The organism is Barnesiella propionica (assembly GCF_025567045.1).
In the GTDB taxonomy this organism is placed as follows: Bacteria; Bacteroidota; Bacteroidia; order Bacteroidales; family Barnesiellaceae; genus Barnesiella_B; species Barnesiella_B propionica.
The window spans coordinates 213,364-239,815 of the sequence record NZ_JAOQJK010000006.1 but is presented as its reverse complement, the minus strand read 5'-3'; the positions used below and the strand labels follow the sequence as shown (position 1 = coordinate 239,815).

Genomic DNA, 26,452 nt, shown 5'->3' with positions numbered 1-26,452 from the left:
GGCACTCCGTTGAATTTTTATATTTACATAAATCCCTATGCGGAAGGTGACGAATTTACCATATACGACTTTAAGGCTGAACAAGTAGGTATGTTGTCGGAAGTATTAGGGAAGAATATGACGACTAATATGGTACGTGATACGGCTAATGTAGCCGAGACCGGAGGTGTAAAAGAGGTTATTCCGGCGCAACATCTTATAAATTTGGAAATGGAACCTAAAGAAGTATTGTTCTCTGATGCCATTCCCCATGTTAGCGGAAATATGTTAGGGAGCGGAACGATAGAAAAACAACCGGACGGAACCTGGCTGGTGGATATTGTGCAACCGGCTTCGGAAAGCCCCGGTTCGCGTCCGGTTATTAGCCTAAATTTTGGAAAGAATATTGAAATTGAATTTGGGATAAATTATCGTTTGACCGTAGTGTTTGAACCGACAACGGACACGGCTAACAAAAAAAATATATGTAATGTATGGTTTTTAAGGAGCGACCGTACTACTCCTTTTTACGTATATACGTCATCTGAACAGGTATACGGGGACCAGTTAAATAATGAAAGCACGGCACAGGTGGGCAGTGCAAATTTATATCTGGTATCGTCTAATGCACCTTTTCAGGTGAAATTGGTAAGTATGAAATTGGAAAAATTAGGTTATAGGAATAATGCCAAACTGGTTTATGAGAATCCGTACAATCCCGTATATGTGAGGACATTTAACGGCGCGGCGGTTAATAACGGGGATGCTACGGAGATTGTGAATAACCAGGACGGGACATTTACAATCAGGCAAACCGGGAAAGATTCTCAGGGGCGTTCTACCTATGTGTTACATTCATTTACTGCTATCCCGACGACAGCCGGTAAAGAATATGATGTTACGCTGCAATGGACATCGCCGGATATTGCCAAAACTTTAACCCGAATAATAGTATTGTCCGGTATTAGTTTTCCCATACAATTAACGGGGGATAAGAATAGCGTTACGGCACGGATAACGGCTATTCAGTCATCTATAAGCAGCTTGTCGGTATATCCTGAAGATAATGATACACCGTTGGAATTTACTATTAAAAATATCACAGTGAAAGAAGTATTATAAAAAGAGGTTTTATTATGTATGCAAAATTGGAAAACGGGGTTTTAATTCCCGCCCCCGGTCACATAGGGAACGTGTTTAATCCGAATGCAGAAACCTTGCTTGAGCATGGTTATAAGCTTGTAGTTTTCCCGGACGTTACGGAGGTTTCAGAAGGAAAAGAAGTTTATGAAGAGACAGAAACCGAAATAATCGTGAGTTATGAGGCGGTTGTATAACTGGGTGACGGGTCATGTGCCAGATAAGGTGCTGCATCTGGCGGTTTGTTTTATCGTGTCTTTAGGAAGCTGGGAAGTGGCTGTCGGGTTGGCGGCGGGACGTGAATCGGGGAATATTGCATATCCTGAAAGGTACGGTGATAGTCTTCTGGATTTGTTTTTTGACGGGATAGGTATTGTTGGAGGTATATTCGTGAAAAATTTATGGACCTGAACAGTCTTTTATCGGTGTTAGGAGCCATGGGCGGTTTTAAAGCAGTAGAATGGCTGGTTACTTTCTGGTCTACCCGTAAAGTGAACGAACGGAAAGAAGATGCTGCAGTTGACGGTATAGAGAACGAGAACGAGCGAAAACAAGTGGCATGGCTGGAAGAACGTATTTCTCAAAGAGATGCCAAGATAGATGCGTTATATATAGAGTTACGCCAAGAACAAGCCGATAAATTAGCTTATATTCATAAGCTACATGAGAAAGAACTGGAGTATAAAGAAGCTGAAATTAAACGTTGCGATATAAGAGGCTGCAATAAACGACAGCCTCCGAGCGACTATTGATTGAATAATGGACTTATTTAAAGAAAAGAAAATCATGAAATATTTTACGATACAGGAACTTTGCGCAAGTGATACGGCGCGTAAAAAAGGAATAGATAATACGGCTCCGGGCGATGTGAAAGTGAGATTATCTACTTTGGCAGAAAAGATTCTTGACCCTTTGCGCGAAAGATATGGGAAGCCAATCAGGGTGAACAGCGGTTATCGCAGCCCGATACTAAATAAGGCTGTAGGAGGTACACCGACGAGCCAGCATTTGAGAGGTGAGGCGGCGGATATCACGGGTGGCACTGTGGAAGAAAACCGCAAATTGCTGGCTTTATTAAGTGATATGGAGTTTGACCAGTTAATAGATGAAAGTAATTTAACGTGGATTCATGTGAGTTATCGGGCCGGTAATAACCGGAGAGAATTCTTGAAATTATGAAGGGACTGTTATATCTTGTTATTCTCTTGTTTGCCGTGTCCTGTACTCGGACGGTTTATATTCCAACAATACGCACACAGATTGCAAAAGAAACAGATACGTTGGTGGAGACGCAGTTGGTTCCCTATCGGGATAGCGTAGTGACAGAAGATACGGTGAGCTATCTGGCAAACCAGTATGCAGAGAGCTGGGCCGGAGTAATAAATGGTAAATTGTCACATTCGCTTAATATTAAGGATTCACCGGTGACAGTACCGGGGAAGGTTTACTATTTTTTTGTGCATGATTCGGTAGGTTACCCGGTGAAAGGGGATACAGTTTACCGGGAGCATGTTCCTGGATGGTGCTGGTGGACGCTGGGAATTGGGGGGGTATGTTTAATGATTTTTATCGGTAAAGTTTCCAAAAACTAAAGAATAATGTTATTTCGATACATCGAAAGTCATGAGTGCCGCTGCTTTATCGGGCAGACAATGTACTTCGTATACTTTGATACGGGTAATTAGCTCGGATAAGAAATTACAATACAGATCCTGAGTTTCCTCAAACCAGGTGAATACGGGAGCACAAGAGGGATATAAACGGATGAATGCTTCTTTCCCCGTAAACTTCTGTATTGTATTTTCTCTTCCCTGATATAATCTGAAAAATGCAGAAACGGGAGCCGATTCGTTTTTGTAACAATTCAATTTACCACTCCAGGGAGTACCGTAGGCTATTACTTCATTGTGTAAGATGCGTACGGCAGGTACGTCGTCATTGAGCAGATATGATTCTGGTATATGCTCCAGCCACAGAGCCGAATGTGTAGATTTACCTGTTCCGGATTTTCCGAGAAAAAGACGGGCATTATTGTCTTTTACTATGCAAGATGAATGGAATAATAGAGTATTGGCCCGAAGGGCTGCGTAATTGAATGCACGCATGATCTGCATATCCAATTTTGCCAGATCGTGCGGGGCTTTTAATAAAAGGTCGGAATAGAAATGATTGTCGTTTTTATCCCAAAGTAATAAGAGGTCCTTATTATCGGATGTATGTTGAATTAGAATACTTTTATCCGTATTTTCCAGAATAGAAACTTGACCGATATGCTTTACTTGCGTATCGGCTTTTCTTATTAATGTATCGATATCGATATGATCGAGATTTTCTTCGGGGTGCAAGATAAATAAAAAATCATTGTCCGGTCTGTCGTCGTCGGATATCCGAAAAGGGGTGAACGGATACATGGCGTCCATGAAATACGGATCGGATGTCAATATCTTGAAGCGATGATTTGCTATACAGAACTGCGGCATAATTTTTCAGTTTAATGTGAATTGGGGAATAGACCTCCTATAAGTACTCGAATGCCCGAAAGAGGATCTACCATCTGTTGCTTCCATTGTGAATCGGCAAAACGCAGTAAAGAGGTAAATTTAGTTGGCAATTTCAGGATTTTGCGATTTGTTGAAAATCGTAAATGGCGCCCGAAGTTACCTCCATACATTATATTCTCGTAAATGCGGCGGGCATCATTTTTTTCTTTTATGTCATTAGTCAGCCCGATAGGAAACATATCGGCTGGTAGCCCGAGTTTCTCCGTAAGGATATGCCCGAATGCCCGGGTAATACGCATCATGTGGATATATTCCATATCGGCCGCATAAATTCGTTTATCTATTTTTTCTGAATAACGGCGCAGAAATATAATCCAGTCACAGAGATGCCTTAGTCCTATACCCACATAGATGAAATGGTGCATGAGATGCATAGGTAAAAACCAGGCATCAAACATTATCGGCGGAACAGGAATTACATGGTCTTGCAGAAGAATATGATGTGGGGGATATTTTAATAACCGTTTGCTTATGATTTGGTAACGTTTGTCTAACATTCTGTCTTTTGTCCCTATGCAGTATCTATGGATTTCCACTGTCACCCCGTTAATGAATAAACAACAGTGCCGTTTCGTATCATGGTCGGGAACCGCACCGGCATTTTTTATTATTTTAATAGCTTTTTCTGCATTTTCCGGGACAAATATATCTATATCGCCGCTGGACCTATGTTCCGGGACAGGATAATAAGATGCAATTCCGATTCCTTTTAATAACATATAGGGGATATGGGCGTCTGTAAACAACTTGTCTAGTAAAAAAATTACCCGGTAAATCCGTTCGTTGAAATTTTCTACCTGACAAACCATATTGAACCATTGTAGTCTGATGATACGGGATGGTTGTAATTCAGTTGGAAGTGTCAGCATAGCATCGAAAGCCAAAGCAAGTACGCCATGTTGTCCGGATATGGAAATAATTTCATTCCATAGAGTATCATTCATGTCCATGAAATGATTCTCATCGACCGGTTTATCCCATAAAACAGATACTAATAAGATGGGGAGCAGTTCTTTTGCCCGATTTTTATAAGCCGTTATCAACCCTTTTTCTTTCATTCTTCGATAAGCTGTGCTTGGCGAAGTTGTTCGATCCAGTTTTTACTGTCTTTTTCCGCTTCGTCTTTCGATACATTATATTGTTCACATAGCAAATCAATAATGGTTTCGGTATTAAATTCTTTTCCGATGATAGAATTCCATAACCATTCCGATGTGGAATTCAAGGAGATAATACGTGTAAAATCGACGTGCAGGTCTCCCGGTGCAACGACCAGGCACTCTCCGGCTACCTGCCTGGTCTTATATCCTTTCTTTATTTTCATATCGTTTGTGATTTAAGTGTTTGTAGAAAGATCTTCCCGCATAAAGTAAATATCGCCGTACCGGCCGTAAAAGTAACCAAATTTCAGAATAAATATGCCATAGCAAATGGTTACAGTCTATATTTTTGTTTTCTTTTTTTATTTTTACGACCTGTGCTATGATATCTTTCGGAGTGGCATATTCATAACCTGAACAGTTGCCGTCTCCTGATATTTTATAATGACCTTTCTTGTTTTTTCGTACAATACGGTGTAAAAGAATCCGGTCATTATAACGGAATAAAACAATATCCCGACGTTTCAATCTGTTTTTTTTACAGGGTGCCAGTTCGACGATATCCCTTGCGTTTAACAGGGTAGGAGTCATGCTTATACCTTTTACCCGTAGATGAACATGATGTCCGGCAAGAATCAGCTCGTTTACTTGTTCCAGCAATATTTCATTCGGTTTCTTCAGTACAGGAGTCATTTCGATAGATTTATAATTCGGTCGCAATAAGATAACGTGCTTTCTCTGTGTGCTATTATCAATATAGTTAATTCCTTGTTTTCTGCAGCAAGATGATTGATTGATTTGTTGATTTCCCATTCCGTTTCATTATCCAATGCCGATGTTGCCTCGTCAAAAAATAATACAGATGCGTCTTTATATAAAGCACGTGCTATGCCTATTCGCTGCCGTTGACCTCCCGACAGGCGGCAACCGAATTCACCCGGGTTACTCTCAAGTCCGTTAGGTAAATTATGTACGAAGTCGCTTAACGATGCCATTTCTATGACGCGTTCTATTTTTTCCCGGTCTATACGTTCACGGTTTGTCCCTAATGCTATATTTTCAGCCAGTGAAGCATCCAGAATGAATACTTCCTGAGATACATAGGCCAATTGCTTTTGCCATACGCTTATATTTTCGGGAGTTATATTTGTATTATCTACCGTTATATTTCCTTTTTGAGGAGTATATAGTCCCATGAGTAGATGGAATAAAGTAGTTTTTCCTGTTCCGGAAGGAGCTTTAAAACCTATTTTTTCTCCTTTGAAAATGGTGATATTTAAATGTTGTATCACAGGATGTTCACCGTCATAGGAGAAACAAAGATCGTTTATTTTAATTTGTTTCGAAAAAGGGATGTTCTCTATACTCGAAGGAATTTCTTCCGGATCATCCCTGATAGTGTCCGCTACAATATCTATGGCATAACTGTTTCGTTTTATCGTTAGCCATAATCCCGATAAAGTATTGATGCCCGGTACTATACGGTAAGCTGCCAGGGCAAATACGCCGAACATCATTTTCATGGATGAAAGCTCTTTCCCCGATAATATGCAGAAAATTATAAACACGATTGTTCCGCTAATAAGACTTATTTCAGAGAAACGACCCGACATGGCACTTAAAACTGCCGAGCGGGTCCGGCAACGACTTAGTTTTTTTAGCCCTTCTTTATATTGATTAAAGACGAATGGACGGGCGTTATTGATTTCTATTTCGGCATAACCCCGGAAAGACTCCATCATGATTTTGTTCTGGGATATTTGTAATCTATTTTCTTCTTTACCGTTTTCCACGAGTCTGGGCTTAATGGACAGAGTGTTTATAAGTATCACCGGAACCATAATGCACATGATAAGTAATACGACCCATGCATTGTACCACAATAAACCGGCGGTAATGATTATCAGGAGTATGGTTTCACTTGTCATATTGAATAATGGATATATAACCCCCATGGTCAATCTGCTGCATACGGAGTTTACATTATTGATAAGTTCAGCCGTATTGTGATTTTTAATATATAACAGTCCTTTATTCTGATAAGTCGAATACATCCGGGTCGAGTATAATCTGAAAAAAGACAAAGATATGCGGCTTTGTTTCTGTACCAGAAGAATATAAAAAATATTCTTTAATAATATAATCCCCAGTACGCATATACACAGGATTATAGTAAATGATGTAATATCGGCAAGTCCTGTTTTGTGGTATAGGTATGATAGTACAGGATTGGTAAGGATATTATTATTGTCGAGGATGAGGATAAGTATCGGCAATAATACAGCTAACCCTATTAAATTACAGAGCGCGGTCGCAAGGATTATGGCCAGCGATTGCAGAATCTTTCGCTTGCCCTGCATATTCAGTAGTGTGCGTAGTTTGGACGAAAGCATCGTTTAGATGTGTTGTTGTTACAAAGATATATATTATGATATAAAGTACAAAAGCTTTTGCTCCGGATAAACTGTATTTGTTTTAATTGTCTATTTCTTACATTCTGTAGTGAAAAAAGCTTGATTCGTCTAATATGTTTTGAAAAATAAGGGTAAATGTTTCTCTTTGTAAATAAGAAACACAAACATAATAATATTCTATTTAGAGAGTTGTGGCAAGCCAGGGTTGCGGTATGTTACAATGTACATTTATCATGGTTAGGTTAAATGAGGCTTTTGGGTCGTGAGACCGGAAAGCCTTTTCTGAAAAAAAGAATTAAAAAAAGGCATCTTTGCTTTTATACAAAGGTGCCTTTTCCACTCAGATTTTATTTTTAGATTATTTTTTCACTATTAAGCGACAGCTTTCAGAGCCATCAGTTTTTGCAATTTTGCATACAATAATTGACACATTGTGCCGTTTTTCATTGCCTGGTATCTTTGTATTTGATACTGTAAACCAGAGATTTCATTTAATACTTCATTCATAATTTTCAGCTTTTGTGTTCTTCACCATTTGAAGAACGGTTCATATTTAATTCTTTTGTCGTTGCAAATATAATAACAATTCTCGAGAAAATATGTTTTATAACATATATTTTTTGTTGCGTTTTTGTTACATTTATATTTACAATAACTTATTTTAGGGTATGTGCTATATGTGCTTGTGTGTGTAATGTGTTTATATAGATTGTTTTAGGCGTGTTTTGATGAGGCCGGCTTTTTTCATGATTATGCATCAATTTTTTTTTGTACTTTTGTACTTTCGAATTAAAAAACAGGAAAATATGCCAGTAAAAATTCCGGCTTCCTTGCCGGCCGTTGAGTTATTAAAAGCGGAAAATATATTTGTGATGGACGATTTGCGGGCTTCCTCTCAGGATATTCGCCCGTTAAAGCTGTTGATTCTTAATTTAATGCCTCTTAAAATAGTGACTGAAACAGATTTGTTGCGTCTTTTATCCAATACTCCTTTACAGATTGAATTGGATTTTATACGCACTTCAGGGCATATTTCCCGTAATACTCCGATAGAACATATACAGATGTTTTATAAAGAGTTTGAAGACATCAGGGATGAGAACTATGATGGCATGATTATTACGGGAGCACCGGTGGAGCAGATGAAATTTGAAGATGTCGATTATTGGAACGAATTGACGGATATTTTTGATTGGGCTCATCATCATGTTACATCTACGCTATATATTTGCTGGGCTGCTTTAGCCGGATTGTATCATTTTTACCGGGTTCCCAAGTATTCGTTGGAGGAAAAAATGTTCGGGGTGTTCAGACATAAGGTGTATGATTGCCAGAATCCTATTTTCAGAGGATTTGACGATGAGTTTTATGTCCCTCACAGCCGTTTTTCCGAAGTGAGACATGATGATATAGCAAAGGTTCCGGAATTGACGATTCTTTCCGAAAGCGAAGAATCGGGTGTCTATATGGTTATGGCCCGGGGTGGACGGGAGTTTTTTATTACAGGACATTCGGAATATTCCGCAGGCACTCTTGATAATGAATATAAACGCGATATAGCGAAAGGAGTTGACATTGCGGTCCCTCGTCATTATTATATCGGGGATGATCCGGAAAAAGGTCCGCTGGTTCGTTGGCGGGGACATGCCAATCTGCTTTTCACTAATTGGCTGAACTATTTCGTTTATCAACAGACTCCTTATGATATCAGGGATATTCGATGAAAAATCCTCGTAAAATAGAATTATTATCCCCTGCAAAAAATGCGGAGGTAGGAAAAGAAGCTATTTTGCACGGGGCAGATGCTGTATATATTGGAGCACCCCGCTTCGGGGCGAGATCTGCTGCCGCAAACAGTGTAGGAGATATTGCTGCGTTGTGTGAGATGGCACACAAATATGACGCACGTGTATATGTTGCCCTGAATACTCTTTTGAAAGAGGATGAACTCATGGAAGCGGAAAAACTGATAGCGGAACTCTATTGTGCGGGTGCAGATGCCCTTATCGTACAGGATATGGGAATTACCCGTCTTGATATTCCTCCTATTGCTTTACATGCCAGTACTCAAACTGATAACCGGACTCTGGACAAAGTCAGGTTTTTACAAGAAGCCGGATTTTCGCAGGTCGTACTGGCCCGGGAATTATCGTTGGAGGAAATACGTAGAATAGCCCGTGGCACGGATGTGCCTTTGGAAGTTTTCATTCATGGGGCACTCTGCGTTAGTTATAGCGGACAATGTTATCTTAGTCATGCTATGTGCAGTCGTAGCGCCAATCGGGGGGAATGTGCCCAGTATTGCCGTTTGCCGTATACATTGAGAGATGGAGACGGAAAAATTCTTGCGAAAGATAAGCATCTGCTTTCTTTGAAGGATCTGAACCAGAGTGATAGGCTGGAACAATTGCTGGATGCAGGTGCTACCTCTCTTAAAATAGAAGGACGGCTCAAAGAAATTTCGTATGTAAAGAATTGTACGGCTTATTATCGTCGTATGTTGGATTCGATTTTTTCCCGCAGGTCTGAATATGTCCGGGCGTCATCCGGTCGTATCAGTTTGGATTTTGAGCCTGATCTGGCGAAAAGTTTTAATCGTGGTTTTACCCATTATTTTTTGGATGGCCGGACGAAAGAAATGATTGTTTCCCAAGATACCCCGAAGTCATTAGGGGAATATGTCGGGAAGGTGGCTCGTACCGGAAATAATTTTATTCAGGTACAAACTAAAATTACGTTACATAATGGAGACGGGATTGGTTATTTTAATTCTAACGGTGAGTTTTCCGGTTTTCGGATCAACCGGGTAGAGGGTGATCGGATATATCCTGCATCTATGCCCCCGGTTTTTTCCGGTGACGTATTGTATCGCAATTTTGACCAGGAATTTGAAAAACGATTATTGCGTAAAACGGCAGAAAGGCGGATAGGACTTGATATGCATTTATATCCGTTGTATGATGGAGTAGCTTTGTCTCTGCAAGATGAGACCGGAAAATGTGTTACGGTTCGTAGAGATATGGTATTGGAGCCTGCCGGTAAAGATCAAGGGGAACAACAAAAGCGGCTATTGGAAAAATTGGGAAATACTATTTTTGAACCTCATAATATAGATATTTCTGGAAGTAAAGGCTGTTTTATACCTGCTTCACATTTATCGGAGCTGAAAAGGCTTGCCATAGAACGCTTGATGATGGCGCGCCGTTTGGCTCATCGTCCCGATCTCAGGAAAAAAGAAAATGGAAGAATCTCATATCCTGAAAAGATTTTGTCTTACAGAGGGAATGTCGCTAATAGTCTGGCTGAGAAATTTTACCGGGAACATGGTGTTGAAAAGATAGAACCGGCTTTTGAGTGTAAACGGGTAGAACAAGTACCTTTGATGTTTACCCGGCATTGTATTCGTTTTATGCTGGGATATTGTACACGCAAACCGGCCGGAGGAGAATTAAAAGAACCGTTGATGATGAACTATGGTAATAAGGAACTGATATTGAAATTTGATTGTACTCGTTGCGAAATGCAGATATATGAGAAAAAATGAGATTTATTTGTCTGTTATACCTGATAGTTTTTTTGAAAGCATCTTTTTTACTTATTTAGCTATATAACATAAATATCCCAGTTTATAAAAAGCAAAGAGTCTCATACGGGGATGCTTTCCTGTAAGATGAAGAGACAACGGTTTGCGGAGAATAATGAAAACCAGGCGGACGACAGGGGATAATTTAATGCTTTTAATTTTTTTATAGGTATACATCAGGCGGGATTTAACTTTACTTGCGGCGGGTAAAGCAATAAGATTTTCAATGGAAATCTCGGTTTTGCGCAGGAAATTATCGTTTGTTTCCAATCCTTCATGGTAGAGAGGGTTGTCTATGTGGAGAATTTTTATTTTACGCTTTTCCAGTTCTGTTCCGAAAACCGAATCTTCATGTCCGTATTTATAGAACGATTCGTCAAAACGTATCTGTTGGAATACCTCTCTTTTTATCAGGAAGCTGAATGTTGTGAATTTATCATATGGTGTTTTATTCCGCATCTCTGCCGTACGTTCTTCTGCAGAAATACCGTAATAATAGCGTAATGAGAGATCGTACGAGGGAAGAGGACGACGGTATTTGAGACCGCCGCATACGACATCGTATCCGCTGGTCGCTTCCATATAGCATGCCAGAAAATTGCTGTTTATTATGGCTGCATCGCAATCGAGAAACAGTAGCCATTCGTAACGGGATATTCCGGCCAGATAATTCCGGATGACGGCGCGTCCCGAATTATACTCCATCCTCAGGAATCTGCAATTCTCGAGTGCATTTATCTTATTTTCCAGTTGTGATATATCCATGGATGAAGCATCATCAGCAACCAGTATTTCAACGGGATAAGGTAATAATTTAGTCTGTCGGTACAATTCCTGCACCAATGCCGAACAATCATAATTATAACAAGGAATGAGTATCGACAGCATAATAGTCCGTTAAATTTCCAACAAATATAGTAAGTTCTGTCGGTTGATAAAATTTTTTTATTCTGTACGGGTTGCTATCTCTAAAATAATAGAAATAAATATTTATTTGATAACAAAATATTGCATAAAATGCTTTGTTTATTTATGTATATTTTTTAAATTTGTATAAATGAATGGTTGAAGATTGATATTTACAAGATAGAGATCGAACTTGAAATCTTCTATAAGAGGGTGATACGTGATAAATATACTAAGAGCTATAAAAAAGGTCGTTAAATGTAGCTATGACAGCATAAATAATACTTCTTTTCATAATGGGAATTATGCTGTTTCATCATATAAACAGGATTATTTTCCTGTATTCGCTCTTACTACATTACAAAACGAGGAGGCCCACGGAAAGCATTATTTCTTCAGGACATCTTTTGAGATGGGACGAAATGTGGATGGTTCTAAAACGCCCGGTGATTTTGTGCAGGATTCCGATGCACAATTATTTATAGAATCCAGAAAAGGCACTTTAACGCTGGATAAGGGTTTTGAGTTGAAAACAGGAGCAGAATTGGAGTTTAAAAATCAGGAATAATATTTTTAAGGCCGATATTCTGCGTTATATTTTGAAGGAAAAATTTGATAAAAAGCTTATTTGTAATTTTATATATGAAAATATATAATCAGTTTAATCATTGATAATTAATAAATAAACAATATAAAAAATATTTGCGTATGAAACCTTTAAGTTTATCTGGATTAATCATGATGCTCTCATTTTTTCTAACGGTTAATCTGCCATGCAAGGCAGAACAGATTATCGTAACAGTAGATGATCCGGGAACTTTATCTCAAAAAATCTCTCCGGATAAGAAATTTCAGATTACCGATCTTAAAGTAAACGGAAGTCTGAACGGAATAGATATCAGATTTATTCGTGAGATGGCCGGTTCGGATTACTATGGGAATGAAACTGATGGAAAACTGGCTGCTCTCGATTTGGGGAATGTGAATATTATAGGAGGCGACCCTTATTATATGAACGAAAGTCAGGCTCTTATGTATATTGCAGTGTCGGACAAAATAGGGCCGTATATGTTTTATGCCTGTAAGTCTCTTCAAACAATCGTATTGCCGTCCGGTATTACAGCGGTGGAAGACGGTTATTCGTTTATAGATTGTCCGGGTTTAATCTCTGTTTCGATAGATCCGGCGAACCAATATTATAAAGCAGTGGATGGAGTTCTTTATAACAAGGCGGGAACGGAACTTACTTATTTCCCTACGGGAAAATCAGGGCACTATCCGGTTGCTAATGGAGTTGATAAGATTGCGGCTCGTGCGTTTGCGGGTTGTAAAGGTCTGACCGGTGTAACGATTCCTAACAGTGTTCGTGAAATTGAAGAATCCGCATTTATGGAGTGCTACGCATTAGCGTCGATAACTATACCCGATAATGTACAAACTGTCGGGAAAACTGCCTTTTCGATGTGCTTTTCTCTTGCTTCAGTAACGATCGGTGCCGGAGTATCTTCTATAGGAGAAGAGGCGTTCAGTATGTGTAGCGAACTTGAATCGTTAATGGTTTCAGAAAGTAATGCGGCATATAAAAGTGTAAATGATGTGCTGTTTAATAAACAGGGTACGGTTTTACTCTGCTTTCCGGGGAAGAAAGCCGGTAATTATGTGATTCCTGAAGGTGTTGAGGAAATTGCAACTTATGCGTTCGCGTCCAATACGGGATTAGTCTCCGTTATAATGCCGCAGAGTGTTACGTCTGTCGGTAATGCAGCTTTCTGGGGTTGTAGCGATTTGAACTCGGTAACCATGGGTAACGGTGTTTCAACCATAGGACAATATGTTTTCGGGTATTGCAATAATTTGCAAAGAATCGAAATGGGAGAAGGAAATGTTTCTTATAAAAGCATCGATGGCGTTCTTTTTAATAAAAGCGGAACGGAATTGACTCTTTTCCCGACAGGAAGAACCGAATATGTAATTCCTGACGGTACATTATCTGTGGGCATGTCAGCATTCGCTTATGCACAGCATTTGCTTTCGGTTACGATTCCGGATGGCTTACACACAATTTATTCCGGGGCATTCCTGTACTGTTCAAATCTGTCGAAGATATATAGCGTACCGTCGACACCTCCGGTATGTAACGGTTATTTACAGTTTATGGGAATAGACCTGTCTACATGCGTTTTATATGTTCCCAAAGGAGAATTGAATACATATAAAACAACAGCGGGCTGGAATATTTTTCAGAATATTGAGGAATACAATTTTTCCGGAACAGACAAAATCGCGGCAGACGGTATATATGAAGTTGCCCGTTATAATACTCTCGGTCAACGTTTGAACGAGAAAACGGTAAAAGGGATAAATATCCTGCAAATGTCCGATGGAACCACGCGGAAAATATTTATACCGTAAGGATTTTTGTTCTCATTCGGTGGTAACCGTCAATTTATAAGATAGGTTACGGGAGACCGAAAATAAATAAACAGGGGATCGAAGTGGAGATCCCCTGTTTATTATTCCAGGCTTGTTCCCGAATATTACTAAATCATATTATTTATAATCTTTGAGTAAAACTTGTAATCTTTGACGTGCAAAAAATATCCGGCTTTTCACGGTTCCCAAAGGCAATCCCATTTTCTCCGCTATCTCGTGGTATTTGAAACCTGCGACATGCATTGAGAAAGGAATTTTGTATTCGTCGGAAAAACTGTTTATGGCTTTGGTTATTTCTTTTACGGTAAAGGAGCCTTCAGGAGTATTGAAACCCGATTCTTGGGGCAGATTCAGGTGGTAGAGATCCTCTGTTTGGTCTACAATGGTCTGGTTCCTAACTATTCTACGGTAATTGTTGATAAAGATGTTACGCATAATGGTAAACACCCAGCCTTTAAAATTGACGTTGTCGATGTACTTTTCTTCATTGTCAAGAGCTTTAAGTGTCGTGTCCTGCAATAAATCTTTCGCTTCTTCTCGATCGGAGGTAAGCATGTAGGCAAAATTCAGCAAATTGTCTTGCAATCCCAGCAGTCGCTGTTGAAATTTAATTGAATTCATAAAAGCTTAATTCATTAAATTAATAACTCTGTTTATTCCAATGCTACTGCTCTATGACAAAGCTAAGCATATTTGGGAAAATACAAAAGCAAATTTCTTTAAAAGGAATGTGTTATTGTTAAATATAACTACTTCACAATGAAAATATTCCGTAATAATCAATATATTCCGATTAAAGAAAAAGTAGAAAATGAAATTTCTTTGTTTCAGTATTTTAATTATCCACAAAAAAATTATATTTTCGTGTACTAATAACATAACAAGAAACCGATGAAAAAGTTCTGTTGCAGAATTACAATTATTCTATGCTGCCTTTTTTGTTATTTTTATCTATCGGCGGAAGAAAAATTACCGCTTGTATATAAGATCGACTTAAAAAAAGAGATAGGTAGTACTACGTGGCGTTATGTACAATGCGGTATGAATGAAGCGCGGCAACTGGGAGCTTCGGCGGTTCTTGTGCATATGAACACGTATGGGGGAACGGTCGTACATGCCGATTCTATCCGGACCATGTTTTTGAATAGTTCTATACCTGTATATGCTTTTATCGATAACAATGCAGCCTCCGCAGGGGCTCTTATCGCGATAGCCTGCGACAGTATATATATGAGGCCCGGCGCGAATATAGGAGCTGTTACAGTCGTGAACGAGACCGGAAGTGCCATGCCCGATAAATACCAGTCATATATGCGGTCTACGATCCGGGCTACAGCCGAAGCCCATGGAAAAGACACGGTTATTACTGCTCAGGGCGATACGGTAATTAAATGGCGCCGCGATCCTCTGATTGCCGAGGCTATGGTGGATGAACGTATCGTTGTTCCTCATTTGAGTGATTCGGGGAAAGTTTTAACACTGACAGCCGAAGAAGCCTTTCAACATGGTTTCAGTGAAGGGATGGCCGGCAGCGTGGATGAAATTATCAGGAATAAACTGGGATATAAGCAGTATGAATTGAGAGAATACCGTCCTTCTGTTTATGATGAAATCGTCGGTTTCTTGCTCAATCCCGCATTGCAAGCAATACTTGTCATGATTATTATCGGAGGCATTTATTTTGAGTTGCAAACGCCCGGTATCGGTTTCCCTTCGGCTGCCGCACTTATTGCTGCAGTATTATATTTTGCCCCTCTTTATCTCGACGGTCTGGCTGCCAATTGGGAGATCCTGTTGTTTGTTGCAGGGGTCGTTATGCTCATATTGGAGATATTTGTCATACCAGGCTTCGGCATAGCGGGTATCAGCGGTATCGTATTGATGATAGGAGCTCTTGTCCTGGCTCTACTGGGGAATGTCAATTTTAATTTCGATTATGTAGAAAGCGGGGACATAAACCGCAGTATACTCATCGTTGTCATAGGTCTGATAATGGGAACGGCCGTAATGATATATCTTTCGCATAAAATCGGTCGTAAAGGTATTTTTAATCGCCTGGCGTTACATGCTACACAGGATATTGATGAAGGTTTCATCGCTGTCCCGTCCGGTTTGGATAAAAGGGTAGGGGCTATAGGCATAGCGTCTACTATATTGCGTCCTTCCGGGAAAATCCGTATTGAAGATGTGGATTATGACGCCGTCGCTTTATACGGATATATAGAAAAAGGAACTCCGGTCAGAGTGATAAAGACAGGTAACAGCCAGTTATATGTTCTGCCGGTGGATAAGAAATGAGTTTTTAATACGACAAGATATGAATTTTATAGGGATCATTCCGGCCCGTTACGCCTCTACCCGGTTCCCGGGAAAACCGTTGGCCGATATGAAAGGAAAATATATGATACAACGCGTATATGAGCAGGTACGCTTGGTTCTGGACCATGTATATGTTGCCACGGACGATATCCGCATATATGATGCTGTTACCTCTTTCGGCGGCATGGCCGTAATGACATCGGATGAACATAAAAGCGGAACAGACCGTTGTTATGAGGCTTATACAAAGATAGGTGGAACCAGCGACATTGTTATTAATATACAGGGTGACGAACCGTTTATCAAGCCGGAACAGATAGAATCTATTATGGCTTGTTTCGATTCACCCGGTACGCAAATCGCTACTTTAGTCCGGGCTTTTGAAGAGTGCGAAGGCTGGGAAGCCTTATCCAATCCCAATTCTCCGAAAGTCGTATTAAATGACAATTCCGAAGCTATGTTGTTCAGCCGTTCGGTAATTCCGTATATACGAGGTTGTGAACCGGATGAATGGCTGAAACACCATACGTTCTATAAGCATATAGGCATGTATGCTTACCGTTCCGATGTATTGGGAGAAATTACACGTTTGCCGCAGTCCTCGCTGGAGTTATCGGAGTCACTGGAACAATTGCGCTGGCTACAGAATGGATATAAAATAAAAGTGGGGATTACCACGCAGGAGACTGTGGGTATAGATACCCCTGAAGATATGATTAAAGCCCTAACCCTATTATCGTAAAATATGACACTGGACCGAACGATACCTCCGCAGGTAAAAGAACCGGACATGTTCCGGCTGCCACAGCCGCGCCGCGTAGTATTTCCTAATGCAACCGAGCTATATATACTGGATATGGGTGAACAAGATGTCTGCCGGATAGACCTGATGTGGGAAATAGGGAATTACGAAGAACCTGTACATTTATCGGCCGATATGGCTAATAAAATGCTGAAAGAAGGAGCCGGCGGTATGTCGGCTGCCGCTATAGCGGAAAAGCTGGATTATTACGGAGCCTGGTTGCAAACCACCGTAACCAGTCATTGTTCTTATGTAACCCTGTATAGCCTTAACAAATATTTCGATGAAGTGCTGCCTTTGCTGGAAACCATCGTTAAATATCCCGATTTTCCCGAGCAGGATTTTTATACGCTTAAGGAACGGCGTAAACAACAATTACGTATCTCTCTGGAAAAAGTACAGACGTTGTCCAACAATGCTTTTAGAAAACAGATATTCGGAAAGGATCATCCTTACGCTTATGCACCTTCGGTTTCCGATTATGAAAATCTGACTGTAAACCATTTGCGTAAGCTCCATAAATTATATTATCGGCCGGAACGGTGCCGTATCGTAATATCAGGTAAAATATCCCGCAACATATTGAAAGGAATAGAAGAAAAGTTCGGAAGATATACTGTTACTGCTACCGAAGAGCCGTTGGCAATACCTGATTATCCGGTACTGCCAGCCGATAAATTCGAATATATAGAAGATAAACCGGGTGCTTTACAATCTTCGGTAAGGGTGGGCCAACACGTAATATTGAGGTCACATCCCGATTTTCAGAAGCTGCGTGTCGTTAATACGGCGTTAGGAGGTTATTTCGGTAGCCGTCTAATGGCTAATATCCGGGAAGAAAAAGGATATACTTACGGTATATCGTCTGCTGTTGCCGGTTTACGGCATGGTAGCTATTTTACGGTCGGGACACAAACGGGGACAGAATACACACGTCCGCTTATCCGTGAAGTGATCCGTGAAATAAAACGCATGCAAGAGATCCTTATGGATAAGGACGAATTGACAATGGTACGCAATTATATGAGCGGAGAGCTGGCCCGGGGATGCGATTCTCCTTTTTCCGTAGCCGATATGTATATAGGATTGCTGGCGAACGGTCTCCCTTTTGATTATTATTCGCGCCAGGCCGAGACTATCAGAGAAATTACCGCAGAGGAAATACGCCGCGTAGCAGCAGAACATCTGGACATCTCCCGTTTGTATGTAGCCATAGCCGGAGATAAAGAAAAGATAGGGTTTTAACATTTGATTAAAACGTGGGGCGCCATTAGTTCAATGACGTCCCAGGAGAATATATTGCACACACAAATGTTAAGTGTTATTTATTAATAAGCTGATTTGAAGTAAATATAAAGGCTGTATATTATTCCTTTATCCATATACCGGTTATTTCGGCAATGTACATTTTGTGGAGATTCCCGTGTGTTCCTCCGTACCATTGTCCCAGTGGAACTTTGTCTGTGAAGTTTTTTTGATTCAGCATTGTGTCGTATAATTTTTTACATTCCAGTGTTAAACGGGACTGTTTATAAGTGATTTGGTTATTCTCCAGTATTAAGGGGCATAATCCGCTTTCCTTTATTTTATCTATGTCCCTCCCCGATAGAGAACCGCATATTTTATGAATAGCTTTATTTTCTTCACCTAAAAAAGAAAGAGTAAAATACTCGTTACTCTCCATAAATTCATAGGTATATCTCTCGGGACGGATAAAGACAAAAACGACAGGCCTGTTCCATAAGAAACCTGTACCTCCCCAGTTGGCTGTCATTGTATTGAAATGTCCCGGTGTTCCGGCAGTGACAAGCATCCATTCTTTGGATATGATATGGAGAAAATTTTCCTGTAGCGCATCAAGTGTTATTCGTCTCATATTATATAGTTGGGTTTAAAATAGAAATATATATATTATTGTCGTTTTGTATACGTTCGTGTTTATAAACAGCATTTTCAAATATAGCCAAAAATAATGATTAAAAGAGAATTGATAGTATTTCGAGAGCTATTTCCCGTTAGATAAGCATTTTTCTAAAAACGCCGTGCGGTCGAAATCGCTTCGTCCGCACGGCTGGCTTACACAATAATATAACCTAATATTCACTTAAAAAATCAGTTCAAGCATTCAGATTCCAGTAATTCCACCCAGTGGCGTATCCTTTCGTCTGTTTTTTCCGGCTCGTTAGTCTCGTCCAGAGGAAGACCGACAAAACGGCCGTCTATGAAAGCTTCCGATTCGTCGAAGGTATAATCGGCCGATTCGAATGCTCCGCAGAAACGGGCTCCGGTCTTTTGCATCCGTTTGTATATGATGCCTATCGCATTGCAAAACGTATCGCTCATCGATTCATCACCGCAGCCGAATATGGCAATACTTTTATCTTTAAGATCGAGTATTTCTATACCCGTAAGAAAATCGTACCAGTCATCCTGTAGCTCTCCGCTTCCCCAGGTAGAACTGCCCAATAGCAATATATCGTATTCGGCAATTTCCGAAGGCTTAGTTTCTGCTACGTTATGTATATCTTTATCGGCAATGCCGGCTCTGGCAGCTATCCGTTTCGCCACATCTTCGGTGTTTCCGGTCGAAGACCCGTAGAAAATTCCGGTTTTTTTCATCGTTTATGTTCCTTTCTTTTCTGTTAGCAAATTTAGTATGCTTCAACGACTTGTGAAATCACTAAATTCAGTTATTTTTTTATTGTTTTATCCCTAATATCAGGTATATTTTCCTGTTTTTATCGTGTACCTCCCGCCCACCATACCGGATCGGTTTTTACGTAGTCCCCGTTTCCGTAAGCTGCAGCCACATTTTTATTGCTCACAACGTCGCTGTTTCCATAAGTAAAACGTAACGGGAAAGGTTTCGTGTTTGCCAGGGGTATAAGATCCTCTCCCATAGCTTTGAGCCTGCGATAGTCGTTGTATGCTTCAACGGCTTCATCTTCATAGAACGATAAATATTTTTGTATCATGATCTCTTTTAACGGATGGGCACTGAATCTCGCTTGGACGGATTGGGTGTAGTATTCTTCCGCTTCATCCGCGGTGAGGCCTACTTTTTCGAATGCCGCGTTGATACCGGCCTTCAGAGCTGCTTCCGCCGGAGTATTTTCTCCCAGTCGCGCATAAGCTTCTGCTGTCAGGAATTGTAACTCATGGTAACTGAGCATATGAGTAGGAGCCAGCGGATTCAATAATCCTGATATCGCATAGTATCCTTGTCGTTGTTCCGGCTCGCCGTTAGGTGCGAAAATAATGGTTTTCCCGCTGCGGGGATTCGCCTTGAAAAAGACGGCGGAACGCGGATCGTTCATGGACGTAAGTTTATCATTCAGGCTCTGACTGGCTCCGAAATAGTTCCTGTTGGTATAAAAAGCATAGAACGGGTTAATAGAGGTCGAGCCGTCGTAATTAAATTTGAAATCTTCGTCGGCCGAAGTAAAAGATTTTTCGGCGTAGCTGATAACATTCCTGTACTGCGGACTGCGGTATGATAAATGCATGGTATAACGGGCCATCAGCCCGTATGCCGTTTTTATCCATAGTTCTTTTTGCCGGTCTGCGGTCAGATGGCCGTAAATGAGGTCCTGAGCTCCCACGGGAGTGAGGGCCGGGTCATCGTTTTTCTGCAGGTTTGTCACGGCATTGTCCAGTAACTCGAATATGGTTTTATATATATCTTCCTGTTTATCTAATTTGGGTTGGTAGATAACACCCGGTTGCAGGGCTTCCGACCAGGGTATATCCCCCATAAGGTCGGTTAAGATAGCCAGATTGTAGGCTGTAAGTATCTGTGCCATGCCTAACAGGTGGTTAGCCCCTTGTTCCGAACCGCCCGGAGAACATTTCTCCCTGATAATTTTCAAGTTGAGCAATGTCCGGTAAGCTTTATTCCATACGTTATTATATGTCGTAGAAGCATAAGGTTCGAGATTCCTTATCTCTGCATTATATAATTGATTGAAAATTCCCACGTTATGCTCTATATAAGAAGACGCATAAAATGCAAAGTCGCTGGCCGTGACACTAAAGGCCGAAGCTGTTTCGGTATCGGTGAACAGGAACCTGGCCGGCACGTCATGAGGGTCATTTTCGTTCTTGTTGAGGTTGTCCATCGTATCTTCACTGCAGGCAGCCATTAAGATAGCAATGGGTATGATAAAATACTTTTTCATATTGTACATGTTTTATCGGGTTAGAAAGTGACGGAAAGTCCGCCACCGTAGCTGGATGTCTGAGGCATTGAGAATTGTTCGAATACACCTCCCATATTGTTATTTCCCTGAGAAGACTCCGGATCGAAATTCGGCATCTTGGCCCATATGAGCACGTTACGCGCGAATGCGAATACCGATATGTCGAACCATCCTATCTTAGGCAACTGATATTTTACGGTCAGATCTCGCATTTTAAAGAATGAAGCGTCATGTACCGAGTATTCGTTGATGTTTCCCAATACGTCGGAATATAAGGTCTCGTAAGCTCCCGGATCATCTGCTCCGCCGCGTACGATATCGTTGGGAGTTCCATCCGCTTTGTAACCCGGATAGACAAATGCATCCGTTCTGTTTTCAGTCTTTTTACTTACTCCGTACAAATCGAGCAATCCGTTCGTTCCTGAGTACATTTCTCCTCCGTGCTGCCAGGAGAATGTTGCGCTGAGAGAAACCCGTTTATATCTCAAAGAGGTATTTATACCCATAACGAAGTCGGGAGAACATTTGGCGATGACTTTCGGATCTCCCGCCGTAAGAGGCATACCGTAGGTTTTGCTGTTCGGGTTTTCGTCTACTAAAATGCGTCCCTGATCGTCACGCCGGAATGCAGTACCGTATATGACCGGATAAGTATCTCCGATACCGGCTCTTACTTGCGGGGTGACAAATCCTCCCAGGAAAATATTTTCGACTCCCGGCGCCAGTTCATCGACCATATTTCGTATAAATGACCAGTTCATCCCGATATCCCAGGTGAAGTCTGCCGTATTGATAGCTTGTCCGCTGATGATGATTTCATGAGCGTTCGTATGTATTTTTCCGCCGTTAGCCATGTACTGGCTGGCTCCTGTAGATCCTGCCAATGGGACGGGGAATATCTGGTTCTTGATATTCTGCCGGGAGAATGTATAATCTATGGAAAGCCTGTTATTGAACAACCTTACGTCGAATCCGGCTTCATACGAATTCGTGTTTTGCGGTTTTAGTTTGGGGTCATATAATTCCGGATATGATTCGAAAGCGTTAATGCCCCCTATAGGATAGATAATAGGCCTGTTCGTCCAGAACCCCCCTGAATAGGACGGTGAATAATAATAATTCTCATAATAAGTACCGGCTTGTCCTACCTGTGCAAATGATCCCCTTACTTTAGCGAAAGACAGTATAGGGTTCCCTTTCAAGGCTTCCAGCTCTGTAAGCACATATGCCAGAGATACCGACGGGTAAAAGAACGAACGGTTATTTCTCGGCATCGACGATACAATGTCGTTACGTCCTGTTATATTCAGAAATAACTGGTCTTTCCAGGTAAGAGATATACTACCGAAGAAACCTACGGTACGCACCCTTCTCCGTTCCCATGTAGAACTTTGGATGGTCGTGTTTTGGATGGTGGGGTTTCCTCCGAAATTGAAGGATTGCCCGTAATCTTCGTATGTACGTTTGTTTTCTTGATTGACTTCGTTACCCAGCATCGCCGCAAATTGAAGATCCTCCATCAGGTCCATTTCATAATTAGCCGTGAACAGGGAGTTGAATATATTATTGGTTACTCCGTAATTTTTAATGCTCCCTGCTTGTCCCTGTGTGCCGTATTCATATAAGTCTTTATAAAGCGATGTGTAAGAGTCGGTTCCTATTTGCCATTTTACCGAGAGTTTTTTGTCGTCGCTCCAGTTTATGTTTGGAGTATATTCAATGAATGTATTGCCGAAAAAACGATGGGTATTCTCGTTGAATTTATTGTTTTTGGTAGCCCAGTAAGGGTTATTAAATGTAAGAGACCGGAAACTGATTTGTGTATAAGGATCTTGTGGAATAGCATAGGGTATGCCTTTCAGGTCATAACTTGCAGGAGAACCGTATACGGCGGCGAGAACTCCCGAATTTGCAGTAGGTGCTTTATCGACGTTGGTGCGTACAAAATTTCCGCTGAAACCGGTACGCCATTCGTCCGTCAGGTTCAGTTCCACGGTTCCGCGAGCCGAATACCGGGTCATCCCTGTAGAGGGAACGATACCGTTTTGATTCGCTGTTCCTATACCGAAAGAATAATTACCTTTTTCCAGCCTTTGACTTACATTGATAGACGTGTTGAATGTAAAACCTGTTTTAAAAAAATCTTTGGTATTATGGTATACACCTGGTTTTACCCAGGGATCAAGTCCGGCCTGGGCACGTTGAGGTACATAATATAATCCTTGAGTTTGTGAGGGATCCTGGTTGTTGAATGAATTCGGAGTATTGCCACCGTAGACGGGGTCATTGGGCAGTTCCGATATACGTGGACCCCATGACATGGAAGAGGTCGGTGAATACATTTGCTGGCCGTTCGCTGTACTGTAATATCCTTGTGCCCAGGTAGTCTGGAATTCCGGCATGCGTGAGTTGGTTTCCGCGCTAATGTTCGTTGTGAATGAAATGGTGGGACGTCCCTGTTTCAAACCTTTACCGCTTCGGGTGGTAATGACAATAACACCGTTGGAAGCTCTGATACCGTATAATGCGGCGGCGGCTTGCCCTTTGAGTACGTTTATGGATTCTATCTCATTCGGGTCCAGGTCCAAGGTACGGTTCGCTATGTCCGTTCCGCTCACGCTTTGTCCTGTACTGAAATCGGCGGTTGATTGTATAGGCATACCGTCTACAACGTACAGAGGCATGTTATTTCCGGTGAAAGAACGTGCACCCCGGATGACGATCTGGGATGACGCTCCCGGCATACCGCTGGACGGGCGTATCTCAACGCCTGCCAGTTTCCCTTGCAGAGCGTCTGCCAGACTGGTCGTTCCCGCTTTGTTCAATTCGTTGGCTTTCAAGTCTTGTGCAGCATATCCCAGCCCTTTCCGGTCGCGTCTCATTCCCAGTGCAGTGACGACTACCTCGTCGATTTGGTGTTCACTGTTCTGTAATGCGATTTTTAAGCCGTTTCCTACAGGTACTTCCTGTGACTGCATACCTACATACGAGACAACAAGAGTATTTATTCCGTCAGGAACTTGTAACCTGAAATTTCCGTCGATGTCGGTAATAGTACCCTGTGTAAGCCCTTTAGGTATGATAGTGGCACCTATTATCGGATGCCCGTCATCGGCATATACCACAGTTCCGCTTACGCTTCTGCTTTGTGCCTTTGCTTGCAACGAAATGGCGCATAGCGTAAAAAATAAAAGAAATAGTTTTTTCATACATTCTTTTCGTTAGAGATTTTAAAATCATATCGGGCGGGTATCCTTCGCGGTCCTGCCTGGTGTTATTCGGTTGCTGATGAAAAAATAACAGGATTTCACATAGCTTTGTTCGCTCGGTTCTCTTGGAAAATATAATTTTGTTATCTTTTCTGAAAAAGACTGTAAACAGCTTGTGGGTAAACTTCGTGTTTTTTTCAAAAACTTTCTGATTTTCTTATCGTTGGATATGACATTATTTTGTATTTTTGTAGGGTAAATAAAGAATGTTTTGTTATATGTCTGGAAACAAGAGAATTAAAACCGCTTTAGTATCGGTGTTCCATAAAGATGGTCTGAATGAGATACTTAAATTGCTTCATGAACAAGGTGTGAATTTTATTTCTACAGGTGGAACGCAAACGTTTATCGAATCGCTGGGATTTCCCTGTGGTGCCGTGGAAGATCTTACGGGATATCCTTCTATTCTGGGAGGGCGTGTGAAAACATTGCATCCTAAGATATTCGGTGGTATTTTGAACCGTCGTGAGAATGAAAATGATGCCAGCCAGATTGCCGAATATGAAATCCCTTCGATAGACCTTGTGATCGTCGATTTATACCCCTTTGAAGAAACCGTGCTTTCAGGGGCGTCAGAAGCCGATATTATTGAAAAAATAGACATAGGGGGAATTTCTCTTATCCGGGCTGCTGCCAAAAATTTTAACGATGTGGTAATCGTTGCTTCTAAGGCACAATATGGTCCGTTACTTGACCTGCTGCGTGAAAAAAGAGGTGAAACTTCTATTGAAGACCGCAGGTGGTTTGCAAAAGAAGCTTTTGCTGTTTCTTCGGGATATGATACGGCTATATTTAATTATTTCGATAATGATGAATATAGTGTATTCCGTTGTGCCGGAGACCATGCCAAAGTTTTGCGTTATGGGGAGAATCCTCACCAGAAAGGATTCTTTTTCGGGGATTTCGATGAAGTCTTTGAGCAGATACATGGTAAAGAAATATCATACAATAACCTGTTGGATATTGACGCGGCTATTTCCCTTATCAGTGAATTCGAAGAACCTACGTTCGCTATACTAAAACATAACAATGCGTGTGGGATCGCCTCCCGTCCGACTGTTTTGGATGCGTGGAAAGCCGCATTGGAGGCGGACCCCGTATCTGCATTCGGAGGTGTTCTTATTACAAACAGGCCTATAGACAAGGCAGTAGCCGAAGAAGTAAACAAAATATTCTTTGAAGTAGTTATAGCTCCTGATTATAGTGTGGATGCCCTGGAAGTACTCACTCAGAAGAAGAATCGTATTATCCTCATTCAGAAGGAAAATGCAATAAAGCCCAAGCAATTCCGTTCATTGCTTAACGGAGTTTTGGTACAAGACCGTGATTTATATCAGGAAAGACCGGATGAGTTGCGACAGGTGACCGAAAAAGGTGTTACGGATGAGGAAATAGAAGATTTGCTTTTTGCCAATAAGATAGTAAAACATAGCAAATCTAATGCCATTGTGCTGGCAAAGAATAAACAGCTTTGTGCCAGTGGTGTGGGACAGACTTCCAGAGTAGATGCATTGCGTCAGGCGGTGGAGAAAGCCCGTTCGTTCGGTTTTGACCTGAAAGGGGCGGTAATGGCTTCCGACGCATTTTTCCCCTTTCCCGATTGTGTCGAGATTGCTCATGAAGCAGGCATCGATACAGTGATACAGCCGGGCGGGTCTATGCGTGACAACCTTTCGGTAGATTATTGCAACGCCAACGGTATTGCTATGGTAATGACCGGGATCAGGCATTTTAAACACTGATAAAG

The 26,452-nt window shown here is 41.2% G+C and carries 26 protein-coding genes; 14 read left to right on the top strand and 12 right to left on the bottom strand.

From position 1 onward, the window contains the following. The 6 genes from OCV73_RS10170 to OCV73_RS10145 form a co-directional block, all read left to right on the top strand. On the top strand, positions 1 to 1,101 hold a 1,101-nt coding region (locus OCV73_RS10170; protein ID WP_167551250.1), incomplete at its 5' end, for a hypothetical protein. Positions 1,102 to 1,115: 14 nt separating this feature from the next. Continuing rightward, positions 1,116 to 1,316 carry a hypothetical protein gene (locus OCV73_RS10165; protein WP_147551856.1) on the top strand — a complete coding sequence of 67 codons (201 nt, stop codon included), beginning with the start codon at positions 1,116 to 1,118 and terminating at the stop codon, positions 1,314 to 1,316. Next, positions 1,300 to 1,530, top strand: a complete 231-nt coding sequence (locus OCV73_RS10160) for a hypothetical protein (protein WP_147551854.1) — start codon at positions 1,300 to 1,302, stop codon at positions 1,528 to 1,530. Before OCV73_RS10165 ends, OCV73_RS10160 begins: the two co-directional genes overlap by 17 nt. Beyond that, positions 1,521 to 1,871 carry a hypothetical protein gene (locus OCV73_RS10155; protein ID WP_147551852.1) on the top strand — a complete coding sequence of 117 codons (351 nt, stop codon included), beginning with the start codon at positions 1,521 to 1,523 and terminating at the stop codon, positions 1,869 to 1,871. The genes OCV73_RS10160 and OCV73_RS10155 overlap by 10 nt, the downstream gene beginning before the upstream one ends. Before the next feature lie 34 nt (positions 1,872 to 1,905). Next, positions 1,906 to 2,298, top strand: coding sequence for a D-Ala-D-Ala carboxypeptidase family metallohydrolase (locus OCV73_RS10150; protein WP_147551850.1), 393 nt, complete (start codon positions 1,906 to 1,908; stop codon positions 2,296 to 2,298). Continuing rightward, positions 2,295 to 2,711: a hypothetical protein gene (locus OCV73_RS10145; protein ID WP_147551848.1), complete on the top strand. Its 417-nt coding sequence runs from the start codon at positions 2,295 to 2,297 to the stop codon at positions 2,709 to 2,711. The genes OCV73_RS10150 and OCV73_RS10145 overlap by 4 nt, the downstream gene beginning before the upstream one ends. 9 nt (positions 2,712 to 2,720) lie before the next feature. Here the strand turns inward: OCV73_RS10145 and OCV73_RS10140 are convergent, their stop codons facing one another. From OCV73_RS10140 to OCV73_RS10115, 6 genes are all read right to left on the bottom strand, one after another. Further along, on the bottom strand, positions 2,721 to 3,599 hold the full coding sequence (locus tag OCV73_RS10140) for a hypothetical protein (RefSeq protein ID WP_147551847.1): 879 nt from the start codon (positions 3,597 to 3,599) through the stop codon (positions 2,721 to 2,723). Between the two features lie 11 nt (positions 3,600 to 3,610). Then, a complete protein-coding gene (locus OCV73_RS10135) occupies positions 3,611 to 4,738 on the bottom strand; it encodes a nucleotidyltransferase domain-containing protein (protein ID WP_147551845.1) in 1,128 nt (375 codons plus the stop codon). Further along, complete coding sequence (locus tag OCV73_RS10130; RefSeq protein WP_147551843.1) at positions 4,735 to 5,004, bottom strand: PqqD family protein; 270 nt, start codon at positions 5,002 to 5,004, stop codon at positions 4,735 to 4,737. Before OCV73_RS10130 ends, OCV73_RS10135 begins: the two co-directional genes overlap by 4 nt. Continuing rightward, positions 4,982 to 5,473 carry a S24/S26 family peptidase gene (locus tag OCV73_RS10125; protein ID WP_147551842.1) on the bottom strand — a complete coding sequence of 164 codons (492 nt, stop codon included), beginning with the start codon at positions 5,471 to 5,473 and terminating at the stop codon, positions 4,982 to 4,984. Before OCV73_RS10125 ends, OCV73_RS10130 begins: the two co-directional genes overlap by 23 nt. After that, on the bottom strand, positions 5,470 to 7,173 hold the full coding sequence (locus tag OCV73_RS10120) for an ABC transporter ATP-binding protein (protein ID WP_147551840.1): 1,704 nt from the start codon (positions 7,171 to 7,173) through the stop codon (positions 5,470 to 5,472). The genes OCV73_RS10125 and OCV73_RS10120 overlap by 4 nt, the downstream gene beginning before the upstream one ends. A 393-nt stretch (positions 7,174 to 7,566) precedes the next feature. Beyond that, complete coding sequence (locus OCV73_RS10115; RefSeq protein WP_256435670.1) at positions 7,567 to 7,701, bottom strand: hypothetical protein; 135 nt, start codon at positions 7,699 to 7,701, stop codon at positions 7,567 to 7,569. 299 nt (positions 7,702 to 8,000) lie between these two features. On the opposite strand from OCV73_RS10115, the gene metA reads away from it, so the two are divergent. Together metA and OCV73_RS10105 are read left to right on the top strand one after the other, a co-directional pair. Next, positions 8,001 to 8,918 (top strand): homoserine O-acetyltransferase MetA, encoded by a 918-nt coding sequence (gene metA / locus OCV73_RS10110; RefSeq protein ID WP_147551838.1) that lies wholly within the window; start codon positions 8,001 to 8,003, stop codon positions 8,916 to 8,918. Beyond that, positions 8,915 to 10,738 carry a peptidase U32 family protein gene (locus tag OCV73_RS10105; RefSeq protein ID WP_147551836.1) on the top strand — a complete coding sequence of 608 codons (1,824 nt, stop codon included), beginning with the start codon at positions 8,915 to 8,917 and terminating at the stop codon, positions 10,736 to 10,738. The genes metA and OCV73_RS10105 overlap by 4 nt, the downstream gene beginning before the upstream one ends. Before the next feature lie 51 nt (positions 10,739 to 10,789). Here the strand turns inward: OCV73_RS10105 and OCV73_RS10100 are convergent, their stop codons facing one another. After that, positions 10,790 to 11,665: a glycosyltransferase family 2 protein gene (locus OCV73_RS10100; RefSeq protein WP_147551834.1), complete on the bottom strand. Its 876-nt coding sequence runs from the start codon at positions 11,663 to 11,665 to the stop codon at positions 10,790 to 10,792. A gap of 238 nt (positions 11,666 to 11,903) precedes the next feature. Here OCV73_RS10100 and OCV73_RS10095 point away from each other — a divergent pair, with 238 nt between their 5' ends. Together OCV73_RS10095 and OCV73_RS10090 are read left to right on the top strand one after the other, a co-directional pair. Further along, positions 11,904 to 12,251 (top strand): hypothetical protein, encoded by a 348-nt coding sequence (locus OCV73_RS10095; protein WP_147551832.1) that lies wholly within the window; start codon positions 11,904 to 11,906, stop codon positions 12,249 to 12,251. Positions 12,252 to 12,391: 140 nt separating this feature from the next. Beyond that, positions 12,392 to 14,095, top strand: coding sequence for a leucine-rich repeat domain-containing protein (locus OCV73_RS10090; RefSeq protein ID WP_147551830.1), 1,704 nt, complete (start codon positions 12,392 to 12,394; stop codon positions 14,093 to 14,095). 138 nt (positions 14,096 to 14,233) lie between these two features. Here the strand turns inward: OCV73_RS10090 and OCV73_RS10085 are convergent, their stop codons facing one another. Then, positions 14,234 to 14,737 (bottom strand): RNA polymerase sigma factor, encoded by a 504-nt coding sequence (locus OCV73_RS10085; RefSeq protein ID WP_147551829.1) that lies wholly within the window; start codon positions 14,735 to 14,737, stop codon positions 14,234 to 14,236. A gap of 270 nt (positions 14,738 to 15,007) precedes the next feature. Between OCV73_RS10085 and OCV73_RS10080 the strand changes: the two genes are divergently transcribed. Genes OCV73_RS10080 through OCV73_RS10070 form a run of 3 tightly spaced genes read left to right on the top strand, consistent with a single transcriptional unit; the run spans position 15,008 to position 18,482 of the window. Beyond that, positions 15,008 to 16,414 carry an NfeD family protein gene (locus tag OCV73_RS10080; RefSeq protein ID WP_147551827.1) on the top strand — a complete coding sequence of 469 codons (1,407 nt, stop codon included), beginning with the start codon at positions 15,008 to 15,010 and terminating at the stop codon, positions 16,412 to 16,414. 19 nt (positions 16,415 to 16,433) lie between these two features. After that, positions 16,434 to 17,177 (top strand): 3-deoxy-manno-octulosonate cytidylyltransferase, encoded by a 744-nt coding sequence (gene kdsB, locus OCV73_RS10075; protein ID WP_147551825.1) that lies wholly within the window; start codon positions 16,434 to 16,436, stop codon positions 17,175 to 17,177. Positions 17,178 to 17,180: 3 nt separating this feature from the next. After that, positions 17,181 to 18,482, top strand: coding sequence for a M16 family metallopeptidase (locus OCV73_RS10070; protein WP_147551823.1), 1,302 nt, complete (start codon positions 17,181 to 17,183; stop codon positions 18,480 to 18,482). Positions 18,483 to 18,603: 121 nt separating this feature from the next. Here OCV73_RS10070 and OCV73_RS10065 read toward each other — a convergent pair whose 3' ends face one another. The 4 genes from OCV73_RS10065 to OCV73_RS10050 form a co-directional block, all read right to left on the bottom strand. Then, entirely contained in the window at positions 18,604 to 19,113 is a 510-nt protein-coding gene (locus OCV73_RS10065; RefSeq protein ID WP_147551821.1) for a flavin reductase family protein, read from the bottom strand. 236 nt (positions 19,114 to 19,349) lie between these two features. After that, positions 19,350 to 19,856, bottom strand: a complete 507-nt coding sequence (fldA, locus tag OCV73_RS10060; protein WP_147551820.1) for a flavodoxin FldA — start codon at positions 19,854 to 19,856, stop codon at positions 19,350 to 19,352. A gap of 119 nt (positions 19,857 to 19,975) precedes the next feature. After that, entirely contained in the window at positions 19,976 to 21,415 is a 1,440-nt protein-coding gene (locus OCV73_RS10055; RefSeq protein WP_147551818.1) for a SusD/RagB family nutrient-binding outer membrane lipoprotein, read from the bottom strand. 20 nt (positions 21,416 to 21,435) lie between these two features. Then, positions 21,436 to 24,645 (bottom strand): SusC/RagA family TonB-linked outer membrane protein, encoded by a 3,210-nt coding sequence (locus OCV73_RS10050; protein ID WP_147551817.1) that lies wholly within the window; start codon positions 24,643 to 24,645, stop codon positions 21,436 to 21,438. A 278-nt stretch (positions 24,646 to 24,923) separates the two neighbouring features. Here OCV73_RS10050 and purH point away from each other — a divergent pair, with 278 nt between their 5' ends. Then, complete coding sequence (gene purH / locus OCV73_RS10045; protein WP_147551815.1) at positions 24,924 to 26,447, top strand: bifunctional phosphoribosylaminoimidazolecarboxamide formyltransferase/IMP cyclohydrolase; 1,524 nt, start codon at positions 24,924 to 24,926, stop codon at positions 26,445 to 26,447. Positions 26,448 to 26,452 lie beyond the last annotated feature (5 nt).

Excerpts from the sequence above, each read along its gene's own strand:
- OCV73_RS10145 (WP_147551848.1), top strand. The coding sequence starts at position 2,295 with ATGAAGGGACTGTTATATCTTGTTATTCTCTTGTTTGCCGTGTCCTGT.
- OCV73_RS10135 (WP_147551845.1), bottom strand. The coding sequence starts at position 4,738 with ATGAAAGAAAAAGGGTTGATAACGGCTTATAAAAATCGGGCAAAAGAA.
- kdsB (WP_147551825.1), top strand. The coding sequence starts at position 16,434 with ATGAATTTTATAGGGATCATTCCGGCCCGTTACGCCTCTACCCGGTTC.
- OCV73_RS10100 (WP_147551834.1), bottom strand. The coding sequence starts at position 11,665 with ATGCTGTCGATACTCATTCCTTGTTATAATTATGATTGTTCGGCATTG.
- OCV73_RS10150 (WP_147551850.1), top strand. The coding sequence starts at position 1,906 with ATGAAATATTTTACGATACAGGAACTTTGCGCAAGTGATACGGCGCGT.
- OCV73_RS10090 (WP_147551830.1), top strand. The coding sequence starts at position 12,392 with ATGAAACCTTTAAGTTTATCTGGATTAATCATGATGCTCTCATTTTTT.
- purH (WP_147551815.1), top strand. The coding sequence starts at position 24,924 with ATGTCTGGAAACAAGAGAATTAAAACCGCTTTAGTATCGGTGTTCCAT.
- OCV73_RS10070 (WP_147551823.1), top strand. The coding sequence starts at position 17,181 with ATGACACTGGACCGAACGATACCTCCGCAGGTAAAAGAACCGGACATG.
- OCV73_RS10115 (WP_256435670.1), bottom strand. The coding sequence starts at position 7,701 with ATGAATGAAGTATTAAATGAAATCTCTGGTTTACAGTATCAAATACAA.
- OCV73_RS10105 (WP_147551836.1), top strand. The coding sequence starts at position 8,915 with ATGAAAAATCCTCGTAAAATAGAATTATTATCCCCTGCAAAAAATGCG.
- OCV73_RS10055 (WP_147551818.1), bottom strand. The coding sequence starts at position 21,415 with ATGAAAAAGTATTTTATCATACCCATTGCTATCTTAATGGCTGCCTGC.
- OCV73_RS10140 (WP_147551847.1), bottom strand. The coding sequence starts at position 3,599 with ATGCCGCAGTTCTGTATAGCAAATCATCGCTTCAAGATATTGACATCC.
- OCV73_RS10050 (WP_147551817.1), bottom strand. The coding sequence starts at position 24,645 with ATGAAAAAACTATTTCTTTTATTTTTTACGCTATGCGCCATTTCGTTG.
- OCV73_RS10125 (WP_147551842.1), bottom strand. The coding sequence starts at position 5,473 with ATGACTCCTGTACTGAAGAAACCGAATGAAATATTGCTGGAACAAGTA.
- OCV73_RS10155 (WP_147551852.1), top strand. The coding sequence starts at position 1,521 with ATGGACCTGAACAGTCTTTTATCGGTGTTAGGAGCCATGGGCGGTTTT.
- OCV73_RS10120 (WP_147551840.1), bottom strand. The coding sequence starts at position 7,173 with ATGCTTTCGTCCAAACTACGCACACTACTGAATATGCAGGGCAAGCGA.
- OCV73_RS10130 (WP_147551843.1), bottom strand. The coding sequence starts at position 5,004 with ATGAAAATAAAGAAAGGATATAAGACCAGGCAGGTAGCCGGAGAGTGC.
- OCV73_RS10160 (WP_147551854.1), top strand. The coding sequence starts at position 1,300 with ATGAGGCGGTTGTATAACTGGGTGACGGGTCATGTGCCAGATAAGGTG.
- OCV73_RS10165 (WP_147551856.1), top strand. The coding sequence starts at position 1,116 with ATGTATGCAAAATTGGAAAACGGGGTTTTAATTCCCGCCCCCGGTCAC.
- OCV73_RS10080 (WP_147551827.1), top strand. The coding sequence starts at position 15,008 with ATGAAAAAGTTCTGTTGCAGAATTACAATTATTCTATGCTGCCTTTTT.
- metA (WP_147551838.1), top strand. The coding sequence starts at position 8,001 with ATGCCAGTAAAAATTCCGGCTTCCTTGCCGGCCGTTGAGTTATTAAAA.
- OCV73_RS10085 (WP_147551829.1), bottom strand. The coding sequence starts at position 14,737 with ATGAATTCAATTAAATTTCAACAGCGACTGCTGGGATTGCAAGACAAT.
- fldA (WP_147551820.1), bottom strand. The coding sequence starts at position 19,856 with ATGAAAAAAACCGGAATTTTCTACGGGTCTTCGACCGGAAACACCGAA.
- OCV73_RS10065 (WP_147551821.1), bottom strand. The coding sequence starts at position 19,113 with ATGAGACGAATAACACTTGATGCGCTACAGGAAAATTTTCTCCATATC.